Genomic DNA, 22,912 nt, shown 5'->3' on the forward strand with positions numbered 1-22,912 from the left:
CCTCTTCTGTTGAGGCTGTATCGATGTTGCGTCCCGTTTGCTGGGTTGGCTGTTTGCTAGCCGCGTTGCCAATCACCGTCCCCGCACTCGGGGACGATCCGTCTGCGTCCAAGACGCTTCCGCCGCTGCAGGTTTATATCCTGGCCGGGCAGTCCAACATGGAAGGGCACGCCAAGGTCGAAACGATCGACTACATGAGCGATGATCCGCAAGCCAAGTCGTTGCTCCAACGCATGCGCGACGAAGGCGGCTCATTCCGCGAATGCGACCGGGTTTGGATTTCCTATTTGACGGGGCGAGGCGACGCCAACGGCGAAGGCTTGGGCAAGCTGACGACCGGTTACGGTTCGCGCCCCGATCCGAGTGAAGATGGTGGCAAGATTGGCCCCGAGTTCACGTTTGGTTTGACGCTCGAGGACAACACCGACGCCCCGGTTCTGCTGATCAAAACCGCCTGGGGAGGCAAGTCGCTGTTTTATGATTTTCGTCCGCCAAGTGCTGGAGTTTACCCGCGGACGGAAAACGACATCGAGCGAGATCGCAATCACGAGCAAGACTCGGGCAAGTACTACCGATTGATGATGACGCACGTGAAGTCCGTGCTGAGCGATCTCGACCGAGTGGTGCCTGCGTATCAAGAAGATCAAGGTTACGAGCTGGCTGGATTCGTCTGGTTCCAAGGTTGGAACGATGTTGTCAATCGAGATGTCTATCCTCGGTTGCCCGCCGATGCCGAGCAGAATCGTTTCGCCAAGTACTCGCAGTGGATGGCGGACTTCATTCGCGACGTGCGGTCGGATTTGAGCGATGTCGACTCGAGTGCGGCGGAGTTGCCGTTTGTGATCGGCGTGATGGGAGTCGACGGTGAAAATCCCAGTCCCGATCACCAGCAGTTCCGAGATGCGATGGCAGCTCCGGCAAAGATGGAGGCCTTTCGCGGCAACGTCGTGGCGGTTCCAACGGGACCTTACTGGGACCAGCGGCTCGGGGCCATTGCCACTCAATTCGCAGCAGTGCAACAGAAGTCATTTCAGCTGCGGACGAAGCAGCCTGGCCATGAAAACCAGGACGGATCCATGACCCCAGAGCAGCAAGCTGACTTCATGAAAGAATTTGAACGCGAGTTGATCTCAGAGGAAGAGCTCGCGCTGTGGAATCGCGGGGCGTCCAACGCCGGGTATCACTACCTGGGGTGTGGAAAGACCATGGCCCAGATCGGCGAAGCCTTCGCACTGGCGATGCTGGAGTTGCAAGGCAGTTCCGGTGAATCGTCCAACTAGCGCTGCGACAGTCCAACGTAGGAGCATTGAAGTTGCGCTTTTGCGTTAATGGCCAACGGCCTCGTTCAACATAGCCAGGGGCATCGCCTGGGCTGACGAGAATCACTTCGACTGGAAGGCTTGGGCTGTATTGCACTGGCAAAGCGAAACGCAATTTGCGCTCACGATTCGGAGAATCGAGCGACATTGTCGCACAACTCTCCGAGTTGTCAGCGTTCGCCTCGGATGGGCAAAACTCGACGAAGCACATTTTAATCAGCCCAGGCATCGCCCCTGGAGCAGAAAAACACGGCCCCATTTTGGCCAACGGCCAAATTCAATTCAACACGTCTGGGTTGATGATGGCCATTGGCCAACAAAAACGACTGCAAAAGCGCAACTTCAAAAAGCGTGCGTGAGGGATCGCGTGCCATTGCGACGAGCCTGTGGGTGCCTCACTCACCGTCGGGTTGTGAAATCGGATGAATCAACAAGCCGTCACGCCTGTCACCGCTCCGCGGTTGTTCGATCATCCGGATGCGCACAACCGGTCGCGGAGGGACGGGAGCCTTGGGGTTTCGACCCAAGGTCATGCTTCTTAGGTCAACGAAGGACGTGCTTCGCTGGTGCCGGTCGTTTCTTCGTGCTTGGCCAAGAAGCGTTCGGCATCCAGAGCGGCCATGCAACCAGTTCCCGCGGACGTGATCGCTTGACGGTAGTAGTCATCCGCGACATCGCCTGCGGCGAAGACGCCGTCAACCGACGTGTTGGTGCGGAACGCTTGGGTCCACTGGATGTAGCCTTCGCTGTTCATGTCGACGGCACCGTCCAAGAACGCTGTGTTGGGCGTGTGGCCGATGGCGACGAACATGCCGCCGACTTTCAGTTCACGAGTGGAGCCGTCGACGGTGTCTTTCAGACGCAGTCCGTTGACCAATTTTTCGTCACCGAGAACTTCTTCGACCACGGTGTTCCACAGGATTTCGATATGTGGGTGATTGATCGCCCGATCTTGCATCACTTTGCTGGCACGCATTTGGTCGCGACGCACGAGCAAGTAGATCTTGTCGGCACCTTTCAAGTTGGCCAGGTAGGTGGCTTCTTCAACGGCGGAGTCACCACCGCCGACCACGGCGAGGGGTTTGCCACGGTAGACGGGCAGTGCACCATCGCAAACGGCACAGGCACTGACACCTTTGTTCTTGTAGAGTTCTTCGCTGGGGAGGCCCAGGTAATTGGCCCGAGCACCCGTGGCGATGATCACGGTGCGAGCTTGGACGGGTTCGCCCGAGCCGGGATAGAGTGTGTGCAGTTTTCCGGAAAAGTCGACTCGTTCGATATCGTCGCCGACGACTCGGGTTCCGAAGTTGATCGCTTGCTGCTTCATCAGTTCCATCAACTCCACGCCTTGCACCGCGTAGTGGGGCTGGCCGTCTTTTTCGTGCCCTTCGGGAGCCATTGGCAGGTTCCAGTGGCGGTCCTTGTCAACGGCAGATTCCACGAACGCGCGGATGTTGCCAGCCGGGAACCCAGCGAAATTTTCGATTTCGGTGGTGTAGGCGAGTTGTCCCAACGGAATCATTTCAGGCTTGACGGTGCCTTCGTAGAGGACGGGATCGAGGTTTGCCCGCGCCGCGTAGATGGCCGCGGACCAACCGGCCGGCCCGCTGCCGATGATGATGGTCTTTTCTGTCTTGGGTTGGGCGTTTCCGTTGCTTGAAGCAGAGCTCATGGTTCAATCTTGATGAGTGAGTGGACGCGAATGCGAAATGGTCTCGATTGGGCCAGCGACATCGTTCGGAGCCCACGCGTTTCGCGTATTATAGGGGGCGAATGCGAATCGACGACCGGACAATGGCAGGAATTCCGCCGGGAACGGTTCAATTCGATCTCTCGGTTCTGTCGGCGTGAATCGCTTCACGTCGGCCGATTTGGCCCGTTTTCGCTTGTGACACCGAGTCCGCTTGGGAAAAACAGCGCCATCGTGCGAACCGAGGTCCCACCGATTCAATGGCGAGTGCAGGTTGCCGACCGCCTGCCGCTGGACTGCGGATGTCATTCGAGCCCCACCATCCTTTCCCCACTTTGCCTTTCCCCTCTTTGTCAGTCAGCTGATCTCCCCGCATGAGCACTCTTGTCATTGCGATCCTTTCGATGGTCGCGTTTGTCGTTGCGTATCACACCTATGGCCGTTATCTGGCGGACAAATTGTTCCGTCTCAGTGCGGATGAAACGATGCCCAGCGTGGCCCAGCGGGACGACGTTGATTTCGTGCCGACGGATCGGTCCATCGTCTTCGGCCACCATTTCACCAGCATTGCCGGGACCGGACCAATTGTTGGTCCAGCACTCGCGGTTTTTTGGGGGTGGTTGCCGGCTTTGCTGTGGGTTGTGTTTGGTTCGATCTTGGTCGGCGGCGTGCATGACCTGGCCGCTTTGGTGATTTCGATCCGCAGTCGAGGTGAATCGATCGGCCAGGCAGCGGGACGTTTGATTTCGCCACGAGCCAAGGTGTTGTTCCTGATCGTGTTGGCGATGGCCCTGTCGATTGTGTTGGCGGTGTTCGGGTTGGTGATCGCGAATATTTTCAAGTTGTATCCCGAGTCGGTGCTTTCCGTTTGGACGGCGATGCCAGTCGCTGCGTTCATCGGTTGGGCTGTGATCCGCCGCGGAGGCAACTTGGTGGTGCCGTGTTTGATCGGATTGGGAATCCTGTATCTGACGGTTTACCTGGGCGCGACCGCGTTGCCGCTGGATTTGGCGGAGGTGTTGCCTGCCGATTCGGTGTACATGACGCCGGTCGTCGTGTGGACGTTGTTGTTGCTGATCTACGCGTTCTTTGCGTCGGTGTTGCCGGTTTGGTTGCTGCTTCAGCCGCGGGATTTTTTGAACAGTTTGCAGTTGGGGGTGGCGTTGGTGTTGTTGGTCGCCGGGTTGGCGGTCGCGTCGCTGAACGGGCAAGCCAATCTGTCCACGGCGGCGCCCGCGATTGCCAAGCAGGTTCCTGCGGATGCACCCCCGATGCTGCCGTTTTTGTTCATCACGATTGCCTGTGGAGCCTGCAGCGGATTTCACTGCTTGGTCAGCAGCGGAACGACCAGCAAGCAGCTCAAGAATGCTCGTGACGCGCAAATGATTGGTTATGGATCGATGCTGGGCGAAGGGATGCTGGCCGTGCTGGTGATTTTGGCTTGTTGTGCAGGAGTTGGGATGGGGCGTTTGACTCGCGATGCATCTTCGGGGGCGATCGAAATCACCCGGCAAGAGCCGGTGGCGGTGGCGGAAGCTGCTGCAGGGGAAGCCGCTTTGGACGGTTCGGCCGCCTGGCGTTCCTATTATCGAACTGAACCATCGGCGGCGGAAGTTGAGGCTGGGACGGCAGCCGCCGGTGGTGGATGGAAGAGCCAGGGGCTCGACAAAAAACTCGCGGCGTTCATCGATGGAGGAGCCAACTTCATCTCCGCCATCGGCATCCCCTTGAAATACGGCGTTGCAATCATGGCCGTGATGGTGGCTTGCTTTGCGGCCACGACGTTGGACACCGCGACTCGGTTGCAGCGTTACGTGATCAGTGAACTGGCCTTGTCCGCGGGGTGGCAGATGGGAACCAACAAGTACGTGGCGACCACCATCGCGGTTGGCATCGGAATGGCGATCGCCGTTTTCGCGGGCGAGAGTCCCGGCAAGGGTGGTTTGATGTTGTGGCCGTTGTTTGGTGCGACCAATCAATTGCTGGCCGGTTTGGCATTGATGGTGGCCGTGTTCTATCTCGCCCGACGAAGTCGACCGGTGGCGGTGCTGGCGATCCCGATGGGAATGATGCTGTTGTTGCCTGCTTGGGCGATGGTCTTTGACTTGGTCAACAACTGGTGGCCACAGCGAGACTACGTGCTGATTGGGTTTGGCTCGTTCGTGTTGATTTTGCAGGCCTGGATGGTGGGAGAAGCGATCTCACTTTGGCGTCGTTTGCCGGAAGTGATGCAGCAAGCCGACACCAGCGACGAGTTCGGGAGCAGCGATCCCCTGACCGCGAACTAGCGAGTCAGATTGGGAGGCTGCTGAGGCATGGGGAGCCAGGGACGCGTTTGAACCGCCATCGCGATTGCGAAGAAGGTGGGCGCAGGTGCGACGTTGAACCGGGCCGTTGGGGGGGAGATGCGCGGTCGCGGGCACTTTGCGACTTCTGCCCGCCCATTTCTTAACAATATCTTCAAATCCGTTTATGACGCCAAATCGCCATCTTGGTGCGATCAAGGGCGGTCAGGACCGCTGAATCCATGGTTTTGTGGGGAGGATTGAGGTTGCGAGGGTCTCTTTGACGGTCTGTTTGTCAACCTTGAGAAGAGGATTACAATTCGTCCGCGCTGAAAATGAACTGCAACGGATCGGCAGCCAGCCGCAATGGAATGGACGCGACGGATTCTGTGTCTTCTTGAAACAGATGTGACCCCACCTTCCCACTCTATCGTCCCCCTTTATCAGGCGATCCGACAATGAAATTCACTTCGTTTGCCTTCTCGTGCTTGATCGCACTCGCGGTCGTTTCGACGGGCTGTGACAAGTCCAGTTCAAACTCCGGAGCCGGCAGTGATTCCTCGCCGCCCGCCACTGAATCGAACTTGGTCGGCACGATCAAAGTGGACGGCAGCAGCACGGTTCAGCCAATCAGCAACGCCATCCGGGAAGGGTTCATTCAAGAACATCCCAAGGTTGACATCATCGTCAGCGGCAACGGAACCGGAAACGGGTTCAAGAGCTTTTACGACAAGGGCACGGACATTTCGGATGCATCTCGCCCCATCAAATCGGGTGAATTTGAAAAGTGCAAAGAAAATGGTGTCAGCTTCGTCGAGCTTCCCGTCGCCTACGACGGATTGACCATCGTCGTGAACCCACAGAACGACTGGGTCAAAGAATTGACCGTCGATCAGCTGAAGTCCATGTTTGTCGGTGAGGAAGCGGTGAAAAAGTGGAGCGATGTTGATCCGAGTTGGCCAGAAGAAGCGATTCAGATCTATTCGCCTGGAACCGGATCGGGCACCTATGACTACTTCCACGAAGTGTTGGCGAAGAAGTCGAAGAAAGAACTTCGTGGCGACATGAATCTGAACGAAGACGACAACATCTTGGTCAAAGGTGTTTCGGACAACAAATTCGCGATCGGTTTCTTTGGGGTGGCTTACTACGAAGAAAACAAAGACAAGCTGCGTGCGGTTTCCGTCGTCAATCCCGAGGACGAAATCGCCTACCAGCCAACGACCGACAACATCGCGTCGAACCGGTACGCTCCGTTCAGCCGTCCGTTGTTCATCTATGTCAACACCGAGTCGCTCAACCGAGCCGAAGTTCAAGTGTTCATCGAGTACTTCTTGGCCAACACACCAGAGGTCAGCCAAAAGGTGGGTTACGTTCGTTTGCCCGAAGCCGTGATGACAAAAGTCCAAGCGAATTTGGACGCAATGAAAACAGGCACTCACTTCGTCGATGAAACTGGTGAGAGTCGCAGCGGTGCCTTGACGGATTTGTTCATCGACGAAAATCTCGTTCCCTAAGCAGACCGTTTCAGTTTCTTACAGACTGTTTCCTTTGTCGCTGCTTTGGCGGCGAAGGCAATTCATAGGGCCGCCTTGCTGATCCAGCTCGGTGGCTGATCGGGTAGATTGCCTTGAATCGTCCAGCCGCACTTGTCAACAAGAAGTTTCGTTCGACTGGCATGGGTGTGGTGCAAGAAAAAGCCATGGTGGCTTTGCTTGCACTGTGCGCATTGCTGACCGTTGGGATCACCGTCGGCATCGTTGTGATGTTGATTGGTGAAAGCTGGCATTTCTTTCAGAGCGAACATGTCAGCGTCCGGGGATTTCTCACCGGGACAGAATGGACAGCTCTTCAAAGCAAAGACATTGCAAAGGCTCAGTTTGGGATTTGGCCGCTTCTGTCGGGGACCCTGCGGGTCACGATGATCGCCATGTTGATTGCCTTGCCATGTGGTTTGATCACAGCGGTTTTTTTGTCTGAGTTCGCCTCCAACCGTGTGCGAGCCGTTCTGAAGCCGACCCTGGAAGTCATTGCGGGGATTCCCACAGTGGTTCTGGGTTACTTTGCGGTTTTGGTTGTCAGTCCTTCGTTGCAGTTTCTCTCTGCAGGCGGGTTTGACACGTTCAACGCGACCAGTGCTGGCATCGCCGTCGGGATCCTTTGTTTGCCAATGGTTTGCAGTTTATCCGAAGACGCTTTGCACGCTGTTCCGAGGGCGCTTCGCGAAGGCGCTTATGGTTTGGGATGCACCCCGTTTGAAACGTCCATCAAAGTGGTCGTGCCCGCGGCGCTCTCGGGGATCGTCTCCGCATTCTTGCTGGCCTTCAGCCGAGCGATTGGCGAGACGATGGTGGTGGCTCTGGCGGCGGGGACGCGAGCCACTTTCACCGCGGACCCTCGCGAGCAATCGCAAACGATGACGGGGTTCATCGTTGAAATGATCAAGAGTGAGAACGAGTACGGGACCGTTCAATACTTCAGCTTGTACGCGGTCGCCATCACTTTGTTTGCGATCACATTTGGGATGACTCTGGTCGGGCAACTGATCCGTCGCCGCTACCAAGAAGTTTATTCCTAAGGAACCGTTCATTGCTAAGTCATCCTGCGTTTTTCTCTCATGCGTAACCATTCCATGACGACTGCTTCTAACACACCGATCGATGACGGCAGCCCTCCCCCAGGTTCTGGGTTCACGGAGGGGGAGTTCTCGGTGTCGACGGACAACTCAAGTCGACGCAAACTCTACAGCCGTTTGTTTTATCTGCTTTGCGTTTTGATCTCCGGCTTGAGCGTGGTCGTGCTGGGGGTCTTGTTGGTCTCCATCGGATGGCAAGGTCATTCCCGGTTGACCGCCGATTTGCTGCAGAACTCGCACAGCGAGCTCAACCCTGAGTCCGCCGGCATGTGGCCATCGATTGTGGGCTCGATTTTCATTTGTGGCATCTGTGCCATCTCGGCGCTTCCGCTTGGCATCGGCACGGCAATCTTCTTGGAAGAATTCAAGCCGGTCAGCAAGTCGCTGAAGATGTTGCATGGCTTCATCCAGTTGAATATCTCCAATCTGGCCGGTGTGCCATCCATCGTTTACGGGTTGCTTGGCCTGAGTCTGTTCGTGTTCATGTTCAATGTCTTTGGCCGGATTCAAGTGAATGAATCCAGCGGGACGGAGTTGTTTGGCGTCGACCACTACTACCAAGTCCTTTCCTTGGCGGGTGGTGGTCACACCGTTCTGATTCCACAAGCAGAGGAAGCAGAGAAATCCATCACGATTGATGCCCCGATGCTGGCCGTCGATCGCCAGGGACAAGAATTTGAATTGGCGGTCTGGGACCCTGCGTCTGGGCAGCCCAAGCCGAGCGACCTCAAGGTTCGAGAGCGAACGGTTCGGAAAGGCCAAGGCGGTGGTTCTTACTCCGAGACCAAGTGGTATTACATGCGTCTCCCGTTTGGGAAAAGCTTCTTGGCGGCTGGGCTGACCCTTTCTTTGGTCATCCTTCCCATCGTGATCATCGCCTCTCAGGAGGCGCTCCGTGGGGTGCCCTCCAGTTTGCGAGAAGCCTCGTTTGGGCTGGGGGCCACCAAGTGGCAAACCGTCCGAAATGTTTCGCTCCCTGCAGCCATGCCGGGTATCATGACGGGCGCTATTTTGGCGATGGGCCGAGCGATTGGGGAGGCTGCACCCATCTTGGTGGTTCTAGGGGCGGCGGTGGCCAAAAACTCTGGCCCTCAGAATTTGATGGATAATGTGGTTACGATGCCGGTGCTGATTTTTAATTGGGCCGGTCGTCAGCAAGCAGCCTATCAAGAACTCGCTGCGGCGGCGATTATTGTGTTGCTTGCCGTGTTGTTGCTGATGAACTCAGTGGCGATTTATCTTCGACAAAAAATGCGGGTAGGATAACACGGTCCAATGAAAGCTCTAAACGCGAATACTTCCACGATGTCAGAAGTCTCTCGATCGGCGAATCTCCATTCGGACTCACCCGCGAAAGCGGAGGTGGCGTCGGAAACATGCATTCGAATTGCAGATTTCAGTGCGTGGTACGGGTCCTTCCAAGCGATACACAATCTCTCGCTGGAGGTGCCTCGCAACCAGGTGACAGCCTTCATCGGCCCCAGCGGTTGTGGCAAGAGCACGTTGCTGCGCTGGATCAACCGGATGAACGACATCGTTCCTTCGGCCAACAGTCGCGGGACGTTGATGATCGATGACTTGGACGTTCTGGCGCAGTCGACCGACGTGGTGAACCTTCGTCGTCGCATTGGAATGGTGTTTCAAAAGCCCAATCCGTTTCCCAAAACCATCTTTGAAAACGTTGCCTTCGGGCCACGCTTGCACCTCTACTTGAGTCGCAGCGAACTGAACGAGTTGGTGGAATGGTCGCTGCGAAAGGCGGCGGTTTGGGACGAGGTGAAGGACCGACTTCACGCTCCAGCGCTGGGGTTGTCCGGTGGGCAGCAGCAGCGATTGTGCATCGCTCGCGCGATCGCAGTCGGGCCGGAGGTGTTGTTGATGGATGAGCCCTGCAGTGCGCTGGATCCGTCCAGTACGTTGGCCATCGAAGACTTGATCTATGAGTTGCGTGAGCAATACACCATCGTCATGGTGACGCACAACATGCAGCAAGCGAGTCGCTGTAGCGATCGAACCGCTTTCTTCTACGAAGGAAAGTTGGTTGAATCGGGAGCCACTCAAGACGTCTTCACCAAGCCCCAGGAAAAGCGAACGGACGATTACGTTCGCGGTCGTTTCGGTTGATCACGGCTGTTCCTCGCTCCACCCCACCCCCACTCATTCTCAACTTTCAGCCCGCCTGGTTGGCTGAAAGGCCCATTCGGAATCACCTATGAGCAAGCACCTCAATCGAGCCGTCCAGGATCTTCGCACTGATTTGGTGGAGCAGTTCGGTGTGGTCGAACAAATGATCGAGATGTCCGTTCGGGCGCTCGTGGAACGACGTCCTGACATGGCAGTCCGAGTGATCGAAACGGACGTCAAGGTGGACGCCAACGATGTCCGGATTGAAGAGGAGTGCTTGAAGTTGCTGGCGCTCTACCAGCCCGTTGCGATTGATCTTCGCTGGATGGTTTCGGCGATCAAGCTGAATGCCGATTTGGAGCGGATGGCTGATTTGGCATGCAACATCGCTGAACGCAGCAAGTCCTTGGACTTGTTTCCCCTGTTCAACGTTCCTGACGATATCAACCAGATGGTGACTGTCACGTTGGAAATGGTTCGCTCGGCACTGGATTCCTTCATTGAGCAAGATGCAGAATTGGCTCACCAGGTGATCGCCCGTGACGATGAAGTGGATCGTTTGAACGTGGAGTTGATCGAAGAGTTGCAGGCGATGATGAAGACCGACACGGATTGGGTCGAACCTGCGGTTCACTGCTTTAGCGCCACTCGCCATCTGGAGCGAATCGCGGACATGGCGACCAATGTCGCCGAAGAGACCATCTACATGGTCAGCGGCGACATCGTCCGGCACCAACACCACATCGGAGAAGGCAAAGCCCACTGAGTGGGAGTGGGTCGATTGCAGATCCGAGTTTCGGAACCGTTGCGAAGCCAACTTCGGTCGTTCCGTTCGTAGCGGAAGACCGCGAAGCATCGCGTGAAGAACAACAGCCAAATTTCGAGTGGGCAAGTCGACAAGGCATCGATTGCCAACAAGTGAGAACCTTGTCCCGTGAGGGATTTGAGGCGGTAGCCGTCGGTCGCGTAGCGCACCGACGGATCATGGAAGGCACCATCGCGTTTCGACCCTGAAAGGGCGTCGCAGAATTCAACATGGCCGATGTGCGACCACCTTCGTGGTCGGTCTGGCAGTCCTTCAACGCGTCTCCGGTGATGCACTGAGCGGTTTGCTCTCTCCACCAAAGCCTGTCTCGTTCTCAAGCGGCTCCTTCGTGAGATGAGCGGCAGTGATCTGGTCAATGTGGATCCAGTTGTCGGATCGGATCGCCGGGTGGCGGTACATGCCAATCTTGAGGTAGTGCTGGTGGGCATTGTTCATGTTGGGGCCCGTCATCAACCGGTCGCTGTCTGCGACGTCTTGCAGGGAGATCCTGGCACTTCCTGTGGCCGTTGGCGACCAAAGAATGTCCGCGTGGACGGTGTACCAGTTGCCACGCTGGATAGGGATCGGGGCGGGATGGGCCTGTTCGTGGCCGCTGTGTGTGATTCCATAGCTGATCCCAAGCAACAGGTTTTGATCCACTTCTGCGATCGAAAGTGAGATCGGGGGACTGTAGGAAGGGTGCGTGTCCCAGGTTTCGTTCTTGGTGGTGTCAGGTTGGTCATGCCATTGTCCGATGACCCACCAGCGGTTTTGCGGGGCGTCCGAGACGAAGTCTTCCGGCAGTCGAAACCGCCAGGAGTACCGGACGACTTCTTCAGGCTGGAAGGGATAGTCCAGGCTGACCTCCGCTCGGATTCCACCGTGGGATTTGGGCTGGCCAGGAAAGATTCTTAGCCCGAGAGAGGTGCCATCCGGCGTTTCAAGCTTGGCGATGCAGTCGCGGCTAGGAATGTCCAGGTGCGAGTGCTCGAGCAGTTCAGCAGGGAGGACTGCACGCAAGTATGACAATTCTTCGTCACGGTCGCCTTGTTTCTGGCATCCGACCGCGCTCAAGAGCAGCAGCAACGCGAAGGGAATTCGAGTCATGGTCGGCCCAACTCTTTTGGGATTGCGATTCAAGTTCAAGCGGCCTGCAGCCTGCAGCGGGATCACGCGAGTCGCCAGCACGGCCTCGAACAGGATAGCATTCATTGGTTGATTCCGAACGGTTGGTTGTGTCTCGGGCGTGGCTGGCTGGTTCGTGAGCCAGAGGTCAGCCCGGTTCAGCGGTCGTGGTGCGGGCGCAAAAAAAGCCTCCGAACTGCGAGGCAGTTGGGAGGCTTTGAAGCGTGTCATCCGCAGAGCCGATGGCTGGCTGAGTCGATCAGGTTGTTGGGTCGATCAGGTTGTTGGAAGTCCAACCAGTTTCTTTTCCTTGGCCATTTGGCGGATGTCCTCGGTGATCTTCATCGAGCAGTACTTCGGTCCGCACATGCTGCAGAAGTGAGCGCTCTTGAAGGTATCTTGAGGAAGCGTTTCGTCGTGATAACGCTGGGCCGTTTCTGGGTCGAGCGACAACCGGAATTGCTCTTTCCAGTCGAAATCGAAGCGGGCTTTGGAAAGTGCGTCGTCGCGGTCTTGGGCGCCTTTGCGTTTGCGCGCGACATCGGCGGTGTGGGCGGCAATCTTGTAAGCGATCACGCCTTGTTTGACGTCTTCTTCGTTGGGGAGGCCCAGGTGTTCCTTCGGCGTGACGTAGCAGAGCATGGCAGCCCCGTGCATGCCGGCGTTGGCCGCACCGATGCAGCTGGTGATGTGGTCGTAGCCAGGGGCGATGTCGGTGACCAATGGGCCCAAGACGTAGAACGGAGCACCGTGGCAAACTTCGATTTGCCGTTCGATGTTCATTTGGATTTGGTCCAAAGGAATGTGTCCTGGTCCTTCGACCATCACCTGGGTGCCCTTTTCCCAGCCGCGTTTGGTGCATTCACCAAGCACATCCAGTTCAGCGAACTGAGCGTCGTCGGATGCGTCTGCGATCGAACCAGGGCGCAGTCCATCGCCGAGCGACCAGGTCACGTCGTACTCACGCATGATGTCACAAAGGTCATCGAACGCTTCGAGCAATGGGTTTTGCTTGTTGTGGGCCATCATCCATTTGGCGATCAGTGATCCACCACGGCTGACGATTCCAGTCACGCGGTTGACGGTCAGGTGCAGGTGTTCCAGTTTGACGCCGCAGTGAATCGTCATGTAGTCAACGCCCTGCTTAGCTTGGTGCTCGACCATGTCCAAGAAGTGTTGAGCGTTCATGTCCTCGATGTTGCCGCCGAGCTCTTCCAGCATTTGGTAGATCGGCACGGTCCCGATTGGCACGGGGCTCTTGTCGATGATTTGACGACGGATGTTGTCGATGTCTTTGCCGGTCGACAGATCCATCACCGTGTCGGCACCGAAGTGAACAGCGGTGTGGAGCTTTTCCAGTTCTTCACCGACGTTGCTCGTCACGGCACTGTTGCCGATGTTGGCGTTGATCTTGCACTTGGCAGCGATGCCAATGGCCATGGGTTCCAGGGCACCAGCCGCGTGAACTTTGTTGGCTGGGATCACCATGCGTCCCACGGCGACTTCATCGCGAATCAGCTCGACTGGCAAGTTTTCGCGTTTGGCGACGGATTCCATTTCGGAAGTGATTTCGCCCGCGCGGGCAGACAGCAGCTGGGTCATGCGATTAGAACTCAGGAATTCGGAGTGCGAATGGGTTGGTAGAAGTTATACGTCAGCACCGGTGCATCGAGTAGGCCGCAAAAACGCTACTCCGGCAGGTTGGGCCAGCGACGGAGGCGTCGGATCAACCGACGATGCCGCTTTCGATTTCGCGGCCAATTTGATCCCAGGACATGTCAGCAGCTTCCTCTGGAACGCCGCCGGACAATTGCAGCAGCCAGGTCAGTGCGTGCACGCGTTCGGCCACGACGCCGGGGTCCAGTCCGCCGGGGATTTCTCTTCCCGCCGCACCCTCCACAGCCAATTTCCACCACAAGCAAACATGCAAGTCGGCGGCTTGAAGCAGTTCTTCCACGGGCCGCAAGATAGCGTGCTCGATCAGGTCTTCGTGGGGCAGTGAGAGGATCAATCGCAGCACGCTGGCCAGGTCGCAGCGTTCATCGGCCCAGTCCAGGTCCGGTTGCATCTGCAACGCCCACTGCAGTGTGTGCAGTGATTCGTAGCGCCACGCGGCGGTGTCGACCATCTCAGCGGGAGGTGAAACCAGGTCGAAGAAATCTTTTTCAGCAGGCGTCAGTGCATCCGCCGCCAGCGGGGATCGCTCACGGACTCGATCCAGGTCGAGAGTCTGGCCGTTGGCCATTGCTTCAGCGCGAGCCGCGACGGCGAACAGTCCGAGCATTCGCTTGGCGGCGATCGCGGGTGCAAACGTTTCGGTCTCGCTGCTGCTGGGCAGAGGGGCGGTGCCCTCCACTGGATCCAGGTTTCGGTTGCGCAGGACCGTGGCGGACTCAATCCGTCGCTGCCGTGATTCCGGAAGGAAGGGGATCTGAGCTTTGGTGTCGAAGGAGCCTGGGCCGTGCAGTTGTCGCCCGGCGGGGTCGCTGAGTAACGCAGGCTTGCCATCCGAAGCAGAAGTCCACCACAGCGCGTTCACGCTCCATGCCCAATCCTGCCATTCGGATGAAAGGATCTCAGCCAATGAATGGTCGGAGGATTCAAAGCGGTAGATGTGCCGGGCACGTTGGAGGTGACGCTGCAGAGGCGCGGCCAACGGGTTGGGAGATTGATTCGCTGAATCAATCTGTTCCCAGCATTCTTCCAGCAGGTCTTCGGCTGCGTCGGGGGCCAGTTCAGTGACCCCGAGATTCGACTCTTTTTCGATGGGGTTCGCGGGAAAGCGAACCGTCGAAATGGCGAAGTGAACCGAAGAAGAGGGTGGCTCGGACAGGTTGCCCATCGGGCTCAGCCGAGGCCCCACTTTTCTTGGAACCAAGCCACGCGGTCAGCGCGGCGAGGGCTGTAGTTCGCAGTGGGTTTGAACTTTTCGCGTTTCAGGAAACTGATCATCGCAGCGGCCGGCACATAAGCGTGCTGGGTGATTGCGTCGGTCGTTTCGCTGTCAGCTTTCCAATTGTAGAGGATCGCTTTGTCGCGTTCGAACCATTCATCCAGGTAAGAAGCGTCGGTCGAGCTGCAGACAACGTGTTCGTAGTCTTTTTTGCACAAGAATCCGAGCATTCGTCCCGCCATGTCGCGGGTCCGCGCGGTGTCGCCGTCACAGGTGGCGGAGGCAACGTTCCAAACCGACGCAAAGCCATGCTCGTCGGTATCGTCTTTGTTGTAGCGCAGGACGATTTCGACGGGAGTTTCTTCTGGGGGCGTGTCTTCGGTTTGCTCGGTAGCCATAAAGCGTCAGGGCGCAGCTTGTGAGGGGTGAAAGGGAAGTCCGATATTGAACACGAAAACGCCTAGAAAGAGAAGTCCCCGCTGCGGGCTGGCGTCAAATTCAGCTTGGTGAACGGCCGCAAAGATGGAATACTCTGCATTGCCACGGCGATTCGGCCGCGAGCGAAAATCCCACGGATGGTGGCGAAAGAGATACGGTGGCAAAACGTAAAGGACGCAAAAGACGCGAGACGAGCGGAAATGACCTGCTCGCCGGGGTGTTGGTGAGCGACGCTGCTGCCGCAAATGGGCCCGGGAACCGTCCGAAAAAGAAGCCGGCCGCGGCGCCCCCCCCGTCGTTGTCCACCCGACTCGTCGATGGTTTTGGCAGCGACCCCTTGGATCCCTATGGCGATCGACCGTGCGACATGGTCGGTGCGGAGGACTCCGCAACGCTGCAAGCCAAGGTCAAAGGTCAGTGCCCCCCCGTTCCTGGGGTCTACGGGATGTTCGACCGGCACGGCGAATTGATCTACGTTGGCAAAAGTCGTTCGCTGCGGCATCGTTTGATGAGCTACTTTGGCGACGCAGCGTCCAAAGAGAAGAGCGGTCGAATCATCGAGAATTCGCGTGCGATTCAGTGGGAAACCCAACCGAGCGACTTCGCTGCCCAGCTCAGGGAACTCGATTTGATTCGTCGTTGGGCACCTCGATTCAATGTTCAAGGCGTGCCGCAGAGGCAACGAGCCGTTTACCTGTGCTTGGGGCGGAAGCCTGCCGAGACATTCTTCCTCGCCAGCACCCCACCGACTTCCGATTGCGTTGCCGTTGAGGGGCCGTTCTTTGGGCTGGCACGCATGCGAGATGTGATCGACGCGCTCAACAAAACGTTTCAACTTCGTGACTGCAGTCAACAAACGGTCTTTCAATTTCAAGACCAGCTTTCCTTGTTCGACCGGCAGCCCCGCCCGGGTTGTTTGCGTCTGGAAATTGGCACGTGTCTGGGACCGTGTGCGGCCGCCTGCACGCGCGAAGAATACTTGAATCGTGTCGTGGCAGCGGAGAGTTTTCTGGACGGCTTCAACGACGAGCCCTTGATCGCGATTCAGGAGTTGATGGAATCAGCGTCTGCCAATCAGCAGTACGAACTGGCCTCGCGGGCACGCGACACGATGAAGTCACTGGCGTACGCGACTCGCAAGTTGTCTTACCTGTCGCATGCCCGACGTGATTATTCGTTTGTTTACGCGGCGACGGGGTACGACGCTTGTTCGATCTGGTACTTGATTCGATCAGGTGAGATCATTGACGTGGTTGCGGCGCCCAAGGATCGCGACCAGTACCAGTGTTTGCGACCGACGATGCAGAAGTGGGCGTTGATGTTGAAGCGACGGCATGAACGCATCCGCGCCGATCACCCGCACAGCGTCGCGGTGGTTTCCAAGTGGTTTCGCAAGCACCGCGGCGAACTGAAGCAAACGTTCCAGCCGGAAGCTGCCGGCAGACGCTATCACCATCTTGCGCATCATCGTGCGGAGGCACTTTGAGCTGGATCGCGGCGTTCCTTGATTTGCTCTCTTGGTAGGAAATCAGGTCCGATGGGCGCGCGAGTTTCTCACTTGTTCAAAATGAAGCAGGTGTCTACGCTCCGCCTTGCCTCGCTTTCCTACACCCCCAGATTTGCCCCATGGACGGACATGATGACGCGAACAGGATGTTCCCTTTCTTTGCTTGGTCTTTCTCTTGCACTCCTTCTTTTCGGGATGGAGTCGCAGTCGCAAGGTGCGCTGGTGATTGACTTGCATCAAATTGAACAGCAAGCATCCATCACGACGGTGCACACGGGTGGCACTCTTGGTGAGACGCCTGGTGTGCTTCTCGACGGACGGGATTCGGCCGGGCCTGCGTTCATGAGCACCCTCGTGACGGAAGTTGACGAGGGCATGGATGCCACGCAGTACAGTCGCGCGACCGTCACCCAAGAATACAGCTCGTACTCGTATGACAAGAACAGCCATCTGCGATTCAGCTTCGCTGGTTCAACGATGGGGGAGGTGTCAAATCCTGGCTCCACGGATGACGAGGCCACGGTCTTCGACACCACTCACATGTCGTTCACTATCAACGAGACGGCCTTCCTGACGCTTGCGGCCAGTGTCAAAACGGAAGGGGCTCTAACACCTGTCAGCGGGCACGGAGACGACCTTTCTGGCGGAGAGAATATCCGCTACTCGACTGTGCAACTCGAAAAATCGGATGGCTCTTCGCCCTTCGATATTTTCAAGCTCTTTGACGATGGTATCTACAGCATTACGGCACTGGAACTCGCTCCTGGATCGTACAACTTGGTCACGAAGTCCCGATACAAGGTGAAGGGAGATCCTGGAGAGTCTGTCGAAGGATCGACCGTGACCAGCCTGAACTTTTCCCTCTCCAGCAGTCCTGTCACCGCAGTTCCAGAGCCGAGTGGCGCGTTGGCGTTCCTTGCTTTGGGGGGAGCGTTTGCGAAGTGGAGAACCAAGGGCCGTAAGAAATCTGGACCGATTGGAATGGCTGGGTAGCGAGAAGCCTTCCTGCGAATGCAGCGACGCTATTCTGCCAGTGCCCAAAGCAATCCCCTCCGACTCAGTGAGCAACATCCAATTGCAGGCAGACTCCAGCACCTTCTTCAGCTGCTGGCTCGCCTTCCAATCCTGAGGTCGTGCAGTTTTGAACCAGTGAAATCACAAGGGCTCACAAACTTCACCCTCCCGCGGCGAAGCCGTGGGAGGGTCGGTCGGCCCGAGGCGGCCTGCTCCGCTGACCAGGTCATCACATAGGCAATCAAATCCCAGTGAACCGGTCCTGCTGGATTCATCTGGCGCAACTCCCCACGAATCAATTCGATGTGTCGGTCCATGCCCACGAACGCTCCCGCAGCAATCATCCGGTCGTATTCTTCGAGTGACAATTGCAGTGCCGTGCTCATCTTGCTTGTTCTCCTTTGACACATCCGACAAAACCCTGCCTGCTATTGTAGCGTCGAGGATGAAGCCAAGGCGGGAGTGATGCCGGACGGACGTATGCGAGCTTTCCAAGGAGGGGTAACTCGCCTCACTTCTCATGCCCGGCCCTCACCCTCGCGTACGCCTGAACGGCGTCGCTCGACCTCTCCCCAAACTTCGTTTCGGGAGAGGTACACCATTTGGAAATCCGCCGAAATGCAGTGTCAAAAAACGGCATGGTCTCTGCCATGGGCAGGGTTTTGCAGAACATTGCCGGGTTGGCACTTTGGCGGGCGGATTCGAGTTCGCCGCTAATCCGCTAAGCTATTGGAAACGAACACACGCTTCTCTTTGAAGATCTTTGATGCTGCCGCACTCCGAATATGTCGAACAGGCGTACTTGTTTGATTTGCTACGACAACGCATCGCCGAGCAAACTCCGATGCAGGAGTTGCTTGAGCAATTGCGGCATGAACTGTTGGCGACAACTCGGTTGCCGATGGCGATCGAGTTCATGCTGACCGAACTGCGGCACACCGGTTTGATGGGCCCGGCGATGGAGCGACTGTCGCACTATTTCTCGCCCTTTCAAACCTATCTGATCAACGAATCCGAAGAGGAGGCCGGTCGCTTCACCATTCACTTGGCTCTGCAAATTTTGCAGGCGGATGCGAAGTTGCGGTCTCAGTTCAGTGAGCAGTTGGAAGCGGTGGAGTCGGACGCGTTGCCGGCTGTCCAGGCCAACTCCCACCATCGCGGGCCGGCCACTCCGGAAGCGATGTTGCAGCACAATCGTTGTGGCTTCTTTTTCTTTCAGTTCGAAACGCTTTCGCGAAACCGATTGGGCTATGACGCGGGTTTGTTGGCGATGAGCCAGGATCCGGTTTACGACCCGTCGTGGTCGCAGTGGTTGTTGAATCTGCGAGCCCAGGTGGGCCTGGTTGACTTGGCGGATCTGCTGTTTCTGGGCAGCGAAGAGTATCGGCGCCGATTGATCGAAGCTGATCAAGACGTCAGTCAGAAGGGGCCGTTTCTGTTTGGCGAGAAAGAAGGTCGCATCGCTTTGGCGAACCGTCGCAAAGATCCGGTGTACTTGTTTGGTGCGATGCAGCGGCACCTGGGTTACCCACCGGTGCCTCGCCCCGTTCGCGTGACTGAAGATCGCGACACGATCCCGCTGTTGCTCCGACGTATCGAACGAATGGAATCCCGTTTGAAATTGATGGAACAAGAGCAGAAGCAAGAACTGGATATCAGCAAGTTCTATGAAAAGCCGTCGTGAAACGGGCACAAGGTCAATCGGTTGCAGCCGACTGGCGACATTGGTCTCGGGAGATCGCTAGCCGGTCGGCAGGAGTCATTCGGCATTGGAACTGGTTGGGCGAACGCCACTGTGCCCACGTTCAACCGGTGCCCACGTTCAAACGGCTCGCCTGGTTCTTCCCAATCATTTCTGTCCACCTGCTAGAGCGTGACCCAATTGCTTTCGTCCGCGTCACTGCGGCGAAGTGCATCGAGCACCTGTTGCGTCTTGATTGCGATGTCCGACGAGCGAGACTCGACGCGGCCATGCAGGACATCATCAGCGAAGTGCCGGAACATGCGGGTTTCTTGTGAGTCCGCTTCGCCGCTGGCGTGTTCGGTGACACCCTGTTGGCGAGTGTGTTTGCCGAAGTTCCAGCGGCAGTTGTCGATGAACAGTTCGTGCTGGTGCGTTTCCCATCCGGATTCGGAGCCATTGAATGGCAGCACGAAATCGTTCAGTGTCACGTAGCCGCGGTTGCCTGAGAGCGTCGCGGTTTGCTGGTTGACGGAGAAGAACGAGCAAAAGAAGCCCGCGGTCAGCCCGTCATCAAATCGCATCTCCCCTTGGAACTCGCCGGGCACGCGGCCTTCATCCAAGCGGACGGTCGATTGGCCACTGACGGCGACTGGCAGTCGGTCCCCGGCGGCCCAAAGTGTGAAACGGATGCAGTACCAACCCAGGTCGCCAAGTGCGCCGTGTGGTTCGAGTTCGGCGTTGGCGCGAATGTTGGCTTCTTCGAACGCGTCGTCACCGCAGAACGAGAAGTGCGTTTGAATCCGTTTCAGGTCGCCAAACGCGGCGGGGTCGGTCAGCGTGTGTTTGAGTTCAGGGAGCCGACTGGAGTGATCAAACATCACGCCGTCCATCAAGTTCAGGCCGGCTTTGCGGCAGGCATCGGCCATCTCATTGGCGTCGTCGCTGTGAACCGCGAATGGTTTTTCAGCGATCACGTGTTTGCCTGCCGCGGCAGCGGCGAGCACCCATTTTTTGCGATGCGTCGTTGGCACGGCAATGTAAACCGCGTCAATGTCATCGCGGTCCAGCATCGCTTGGTAATCGCCCATGGCCTCGGGGCGAGTCAGTTCCGCGGATCCGTCTGATCCAGTGGTCACGGGGGGGCATTCCAGCGAGCAATCGTGGATGAAGGCCTCGGCCCGCTGAACGTCTCGGCTGGCGACGGCGGCAACGACTCCGTTCCCACTCATCCGGATGGCCTTCCAGTTTTTGCGAGCGATGTTCGCGGCGCCTAAGATTCCCCAGCGGCAGGTTGTCTTCGTCATGATGAGTTGCGTGTCTTGAGAAAGCGGCTAGTGGTCTGGGAGAGCTGAAAAAAGGGACGTCAACGTCGCGAAAGTCGTCACGACTTTCTTGCGTCATGGAGCTGGTCGAAACACTTCCGGCATCGGTTATTGGAAACACGAGGAGCCTCAGACCATCAGATGTTTTCTGAGAGATCGGTTGGCAAGGTGTCGTTGATATCCAGTTCGTTGATCGTTTCAGATTGTTTGGAGGTGGGTGGTTGTTCTTCGTCGGACGGGGCAAGGGCAGGTTCGTTTCGCGGCTTGCCTCCCACGGCATCTTCGGTTCGTTCAATGATGACCAGGCACATGTCGTCGAATTGGACTGCACTTCCCATGTGCTCAAACGCTTGCCGAACGATTTCGCCCTTGACCGTTTTTGCCAATGGCTCGCCGTCTTCGCCTGAGGGGACCGCATCGAGCACAATTTGGCGAAGTGGATCGGTTCCCCACTCCTCCTCTTTTGCATTGAGCGCTTCACTGAAGCCATCGGTGTACATCAATGCCAAATCGCCTGCGTGCATGGGGACGGTGGTCACGGCGTATTCCATCCCTTCGTCGATCGCGATGGGCAGGCCCGAGTCTTCGTCGCCTGGTTCGCTGATTTTGCCGGTCACAGCGTTGCGAACAATGGGAGGCATGTGGCCTGCGTTGACGATCTTCAGTTCGTTGGATTGAGGATCGATCACGACCAACAGGTAAGTCACGAAGCGTTGGACTTCCAAGGCGCTCATGCGATCGTTGAGACGTTCCACGGCACGGGCGAGGTCAGGTTCGCTGGCCAGGCAAAATCGGGTCTCTGCCGACAGTTTGGCCATGTACATCGCAGCGGCGACACCGTGGCCGACGACATCCGCCACCACGACGGCAAGGCGTCCATCGGGCAAGTCGACGTAGTCAAAGTAATCGCCGCCGATGTGATTGGCCGCTTGGTAAAAACTCTCGAGGTAATAGGTTGGGACCTGCGGTTCTTCGGCGGGGAGAAAGGCTCGCTGAACTTCGGTTGCGAGTTTGAGGTCTTGTTCAACTTCCTGTTGTCGCAAAGCTCGTTCGTGCATGCGAGCGTTGTTGATCACCACACTGGCTTGGGCAGCGATGCCGGTCAGCAGGTCGATGTCCTCGTCTCGAAATTGGCCGCGACCCTGGGTGGAGTCGATTTGCAACGCGCCGATGGCCTTGCCGTCTTCGTCATGCAGCGGTGCGCACATCATGGAGCGAATCGAAAAGTCCGCGATCGATTCACTGCTGTCGAACCGGCTGTCGTCCATTGCATCGAGCGACAGAATCGTGTGACCGGTTTCCATCGTTTGGCGAATGATGGTTCGGCTGATCCGAATCGTTTCGGTGTCGTCTGTTTTGTTTCGCAATTGGACCCAGCGTGGAACCAATGCGCCGTCGGGGGTTTCCATGACCACAAAACCGCGGTCGGCCGATGGAAAGATTTGAAACAAGCTCGAGAGGACTTTGGGCAGCACGTCATCGACGGAAATGGCGCCGGTCAGATTGCTGTTGATGGCGATCAAGGCAGCGAGTTTGGCTTCCGCCGTTGCCGACATCTTCAGTCCATCGTCACCCGAGCGAAACTCGACCTTGGGGCCAGTGATCTGTTTCGCGTGAGTCTCATCGACCATCAGGATCCCGAAATTGGATCCATCGAAGGTCATCTCGCCGCTGCCACTTCCGCTGGCAAAGCCTGGTGCTTCGTCGCCGTGGAAGACCAGCATGACTTCGCTGATTCGAATTCGGTCGCCTTCGGAGAGCACGTGAGGCCGCGCCAGCAGTTGACCGTTGACAAATGTTCCGTTGCGACTGCCAGCGTCTTCGACGGCGAATTCGTTGCCGGTCTTGACGATTTTCGCATGAAAGCGGCTGACGGCACCGGCATCGACCACGATATCGCAATCGGGATGGCGACCCACCTGCATTTCGTCTCGGTCCAACTGAAACGTGCCAGAAGGGTTGCCGTCGATGGAAGCGGTGAGATGGGCCATGAGGTCACGGGGGGAAGGCGGGCACGGCTCGCGAGAAATCGCAATTTCACAAAAGCAGCTGGGGGCGGATCAATGATGCA

Annotated in this window: 18 protein-coding genes; 10 read left to right on the forward strand and 8 right to left on the reverse strand. The window is 57.2% G+C overall.

Annotated features, from left to right (window positions below; all coding sequences use genetic code 11):
• The first annotated feature begins 23 nt into the window (after positions 1-23).
• A complete protein-coding gene (locus tag PSR62_RS09145; RefSeq protein ID WP_274407469.1) occupies positions 24-1,280 on the forward strand; it encodes a sialate O-acetylesterase in 1,257 nt (418 codons plus the stop codon).
• Between the two features lie 577 nt (positions 1,281-1,857).
• Here PSR62_RS09145 and PSR62_RS09150 read toward each other — a convergent pair.
• Positions 1,858-2,991 carry a thioredoxin-disulfide reductase gene (locus PSR62_RS09150; RefSeq protein ID WP_274407470.1) on the reverse strand — a complete coding sequence of 378 codons (1,134 nt, stop codon included), beginning with the start codon at positions 2,989-2,991 and terminating at the stop codon, positions 1,858-1,860.
• Positions 2,992-3,383: 392 nt separating this feature from the next.
• Between PSR62_RS09150 and PSR62_RS09155 the strand changes: the two genes are divergently transcribed.
• From PSR62_RS09155 to phoU, 6 genes are all read left to right on the forward strand, one after another.
• Positions 3,384-5,297, forward strand: a complete 1,914-nt coding sequence (locus PSR62_RS09155) for a carbon starvation CstA family protein (RefSeq protein ID WP_274407471.1) — start codon at positions 3,384-3,386, stop codon at positions 5,295-5,297.
• Between the two features lie 455 nt (positions 5,298-5,752).
• On the forward strand, positions 5,753-6,811 hold the full coding sequence (locus tag PSR62_RS09160; protein ID WP_274407472.1) for a PstS family phosphate ABC transporter substrate-binding protein: 1,059 nt from the start codon (positions 5,753-5,755) through the stop codon (positions 6,809-6,811).
• A gap of 113 nt (positions 6,812-6,924) precedes the next feature.
• On the forward strand, positions 6,925-7,872 hold the full coding sequence (gene pstC / locus PSR62_RS09165; RefSeq protein ID WP_274407473.1) for a phosphate ABC transporter permease subunit PstC: 948 nt from the start codon (positions 6,925-6,927) through the stop codon (positions 7,870-7,872).
• 54 nt (positions 7,873-7,926) lie between these two features.
• Positions 7,927-9,195 carry a PstA family ABC transporter permease gene (locus tag PSR62_RS09170; protein ID WP_274407474.1) on the forward strand — a complete coding sequence of 423 codons (1,269 nt, stop codon included), beginning with the start codon at positions 7,927-7,929 and terminating at the stop codon, positions 9,193-9,195.
• Between the two features lie 39 nt (positions 9,196-9,234).
• The gene (gene pstB / locus PSR62_RS09175; RefSeq protein WP_274407475.1) at positions 9,235-10,053 is read left to right on the forward strand and encodes a phosphate ABC transporter ATP-binding protein PstB; all 819 of its coding nucleotides are present in this window, start codon (positions 9,235-9,237) and stop codon (positions 10,051-10,053) included.
• 88 nt (positions 10,054-10,141) lie between these two features.
• Positions 10,142-10,819, forward strand: coding sequence for a phosphate signaling complex protein PhoU (gene phoU / locus PSR62_RS09180; protein WP_274407476.1), 678 nt, complete (start codon positions 10,142-10,144; stop codon positions 10,817-10,819).
• Between the two features lie 312 nt (positions 10,820-11,131).
• Here the strand turns inward: phoU and PSR62_RS09185 are convergent, their stop codons facing one another.
• The 4 genes from PSR62_RS09185 to PSR62_RS09200 form a co-directional block, all read right to left on the reverse strand.
• Positions 11,132-12,070, reverse strand: coding sequence for a polysaccharide lyase (locus PSR62_RS09185; protein WP_274407477.1), 939 nt, complete (start codon positions 12,068-12,070; stop codon positions 11,132-11,134).
• Positions 12,071-12,259: 189 nt separating this feature from the next.
• Positions 12,260-13,585 carry a phosphomethylpyrimidine synthase ThiC gene (gene thiC / locus PSR62_RS09190; RefSeq protein ID WP_047814958.1) on the reverse strand — a complete coding sequence of 442 codons (1,326 nt, stop codon included), beginning with the start codon at positions 13,583-13,585 and terminating at the stop codon, positions 12,260-12,262.
• 124 nt (positions 13,586-13,709) lie between these two features.
• Positions 13,710-14,825: a DUF4272 domain-containing protein gene (locus PSR62_RS09195; RefSeq protein WP_274407478.1), complete on the reverse strand. Its 1,116-nt coding sequence runs from the start codon at positions 14,823-14,825 to the stop codon at positions 13,710-13,712.
• Between the two features lie 5 nt (positions 14,826-14,830).
• Complete coding sequence (locus tag PSR62_RS09200) at positions 14,831-15,274, reverse strand: hypothetical protein (protein WP_274407480.1); 444 nt, start codon at positions 15,272-15,274, stop codon at positions 14,831-14,833.
• A gap of 197 nt (positions 15,275-15,471) precedes the next feature.
• Between PSR62_RS09200 and PSR62_RS09205 the strand changes: the two genes are divergently transcribed.
• Together PSR62_RS09205 and PSR62_RS09210 are read left to right on the forward strand one after the other, a co-directional pair.
• On the forward strand, positions 15,472-16,800 hold the full coding sequence (locus PSR62_RS09205; RefSeq protein ID WP_274407481.1) for a GIY-YIG nuclease family protein: 1,329 nt from the start codon (positions 15,472-15,474) through the stop codon (positions 16,798-16,800).
• Positions 16,801-16,818: 18 nt separating this feature from the next.
• Positions 16,819-17,814, forward strand: a complete 996-nt coding sequence (locus PSR62_RS09210) for a hypothetical protein (RefSeq protein WP_274407483.1) — start codon at positions 16,819-16,821, stop codon at positions 17,812-17,814.
• A 107-nt stretch (positions 17,815-17,921) separates the two neighbouring features.
• Here the strand turns inward: PSR62_RS09210 and PSR62_RS09215 are convergent, their stop codons facing one another.
• Positions 17,922-18,221, reverse strand: a complete 300-nt coding sequence (locus PSR62_RS09215; RefSeq protein ID WP_274407484.1) for a hypothetical protein — start codon at positions 18,219-18,221, stop codon at positions 17,922-17,924.
• Between the two features lie 380 nt (positions 18,222-18,601).
• On the opposite strand from PSR62_RS09215, the gene PSR62_RS09220 reads away from it, so the two are divergent.
• Positions 18,602-19,519: a hypothetical protein gene (locus tag PSR62_RS09220; protein WP_274407485.1), complete on the forward strand. Its 918-nt coding sequence runs from the start codon at positions 18,602-18,604 to the stop codon at positions 19,517-19,519.
• Between the two features lie 182 nt (positions 19,520-19,701).
• On the opposite strand, the gene PSR62_RS09225 is transcribed toward PSR62_RS09220, so the two are convergent.
• Together PSR62_RS09225 and PSR62_RS09230 are read right to left on the reverse strand one after the other, a co-directional pair.
• The gene (locus PSR62_RS09225; protein WP_274407487.1) at positions 19,702-20,823 is read right to left on the reverse strand and encodes a Gfo/Idh/MocA family protein; all 1,122 of its coding nucleotides are present in this window, start codon (positions 20,821-20,823) and stop codon (positions 19,702-19,704) included.
• Positions 20,824-20,978: 155 nt separating this feature from the next.
• Positions 20,979-22,832 carry a SpoIIE family protein phosphatase gene (locus tag PSR62_RS09230; RefSeq protein ID WP_274407489.1) on the reverse strand — a complete coding sequence of 618 codons (1,854 nt, stop codon included), beginning with the start codon at positions 22,830-22,832 and terminating at the stop codon, positions 20,979-20,981.
• Between the last annotated feature and the right edge of the window lie 80 nt (positions 22,833-22,912).

It is taken from the genome of Rhodopirellula sp. P2, assembly GCF_028768465.1.
GTDB lineage: Bacteria > Planctomycetota > Planctomycetia > Pirellulales > Pirellulaceae > Rhodopirellula.

What these genes read in the sequence shown, in the direction of transcription:
- PSR62_RS09145 (WP_274407469.1), top strand. Translation starts at nt 24, where the DNA reads ATGTTGCGTCCCGTTTGCTGGGTTGGCTGTTTGCTAGCCGCGTTGCCA.
- PSR62_RS09150 (WP_274407470.1), bottom strand. Translation starts at nt 2,991, where the DNA reads ATGAGCTCTGCTTCAAGCAACGGAAACGCCCAACCCAAGACAGAAAAG.
- PSR62_RS09155 (WP_274407471.1), top strand. Translation starts at nt 3,384, where the DNA reads ATGAGCACTCTTGTCATTGCGATCCTTTCGATGGTCGCGTTTGTCGTT.
- PSR62_RS09160 (WP_274407472.1), top strand. Translation starts at nt 5,753, where the DNA reads ATGAAATTCACTTCGTTTGCCTTCTCGTGCTTGATCGCACTCGCGGTC.
- PSR62_RS09170 (WP_274407474.1), top strand. Translation starts at nt 7,927, where the DNA reads ATGACGACTGCTTCTAACACACCGATCGATGACGGCAGCCCTCCCCCA.
- pstB (WP_274407475.1), top strand. Translation starts at nt 9,235, where the DNA reads ATGTCAGAAGTCTCTCGATCGGCGAATCTCCATTCGGACTCACCCGCG.
- phoU (WP_274407476.1), top strand. Translation starts at nt 10,142, where the DNA reads ATGAGCAAGCACCTCAATCGAGCCGTCCAGGATCTTCGCACTGATTTG.
- PSR62_RS09185 (WP_274407477.1), bottom strand. Translation starts at nt 12,070, where the DNA reads ATGAATGCTATCCTGTTCGAGGCCGTGCTGGCGACTCGCGTGATCCCG.
- thiC (WP_047814958.1), bottom strand. Translation starts at nt 13,585, where the DNA reads ATGACCCAGCTGCTGTCTGCCCGCGCGGGCGAAATCACTTCCGAAATG.
- PSR62_RS09195 (WP_274407478.1), bottom strand. Translation starts at nt 14,825, where the DNA reads ATGGGCAACCTGTCCGAGCCACCCTCTTCTTCGGTTCACTTCGCCATT.
- PSR62_RS09200 (WP_274407480.1), bottom strand. Translation starts at nt 15,274, where the DNA reads ATGGCTACCGAGCAAACCGAAGACACGCCCCCAGAAGAAACTCCCGTC.
- PSR62_RS09215 (WP_274407484.1), bottom strand. Translation starts at nt 18,221, where the DNA reads ATGAGCACGGCACTGCAATTGTCACTCGAAGAATACGACCGGATGATT.
- PSR62_RS09220 (WP_274407485.1), top strand. Translation starts at nt 18,602, where the DNA reads ATGCTGCCGCACTCCGAATATGTCGAACAGGCGTACTTGTTTGATTTG.
- PSR62_RS09225 (WP_274407487.1), bottom strand. Translation starts at nt 20,823, where the DNA reads ATGACGAAGACAACCTGCCGCTGGGGAATCTTAGGCGCCGCGAACATC.
- PSR62_RS09230 (WP_274407489.1), bottom strand. Translation starts at nt 22,832, where the DNA reads ATGGCCCATCTCACCGCTTCCATCGACGGCAACCCTTCTGGCACGTTT.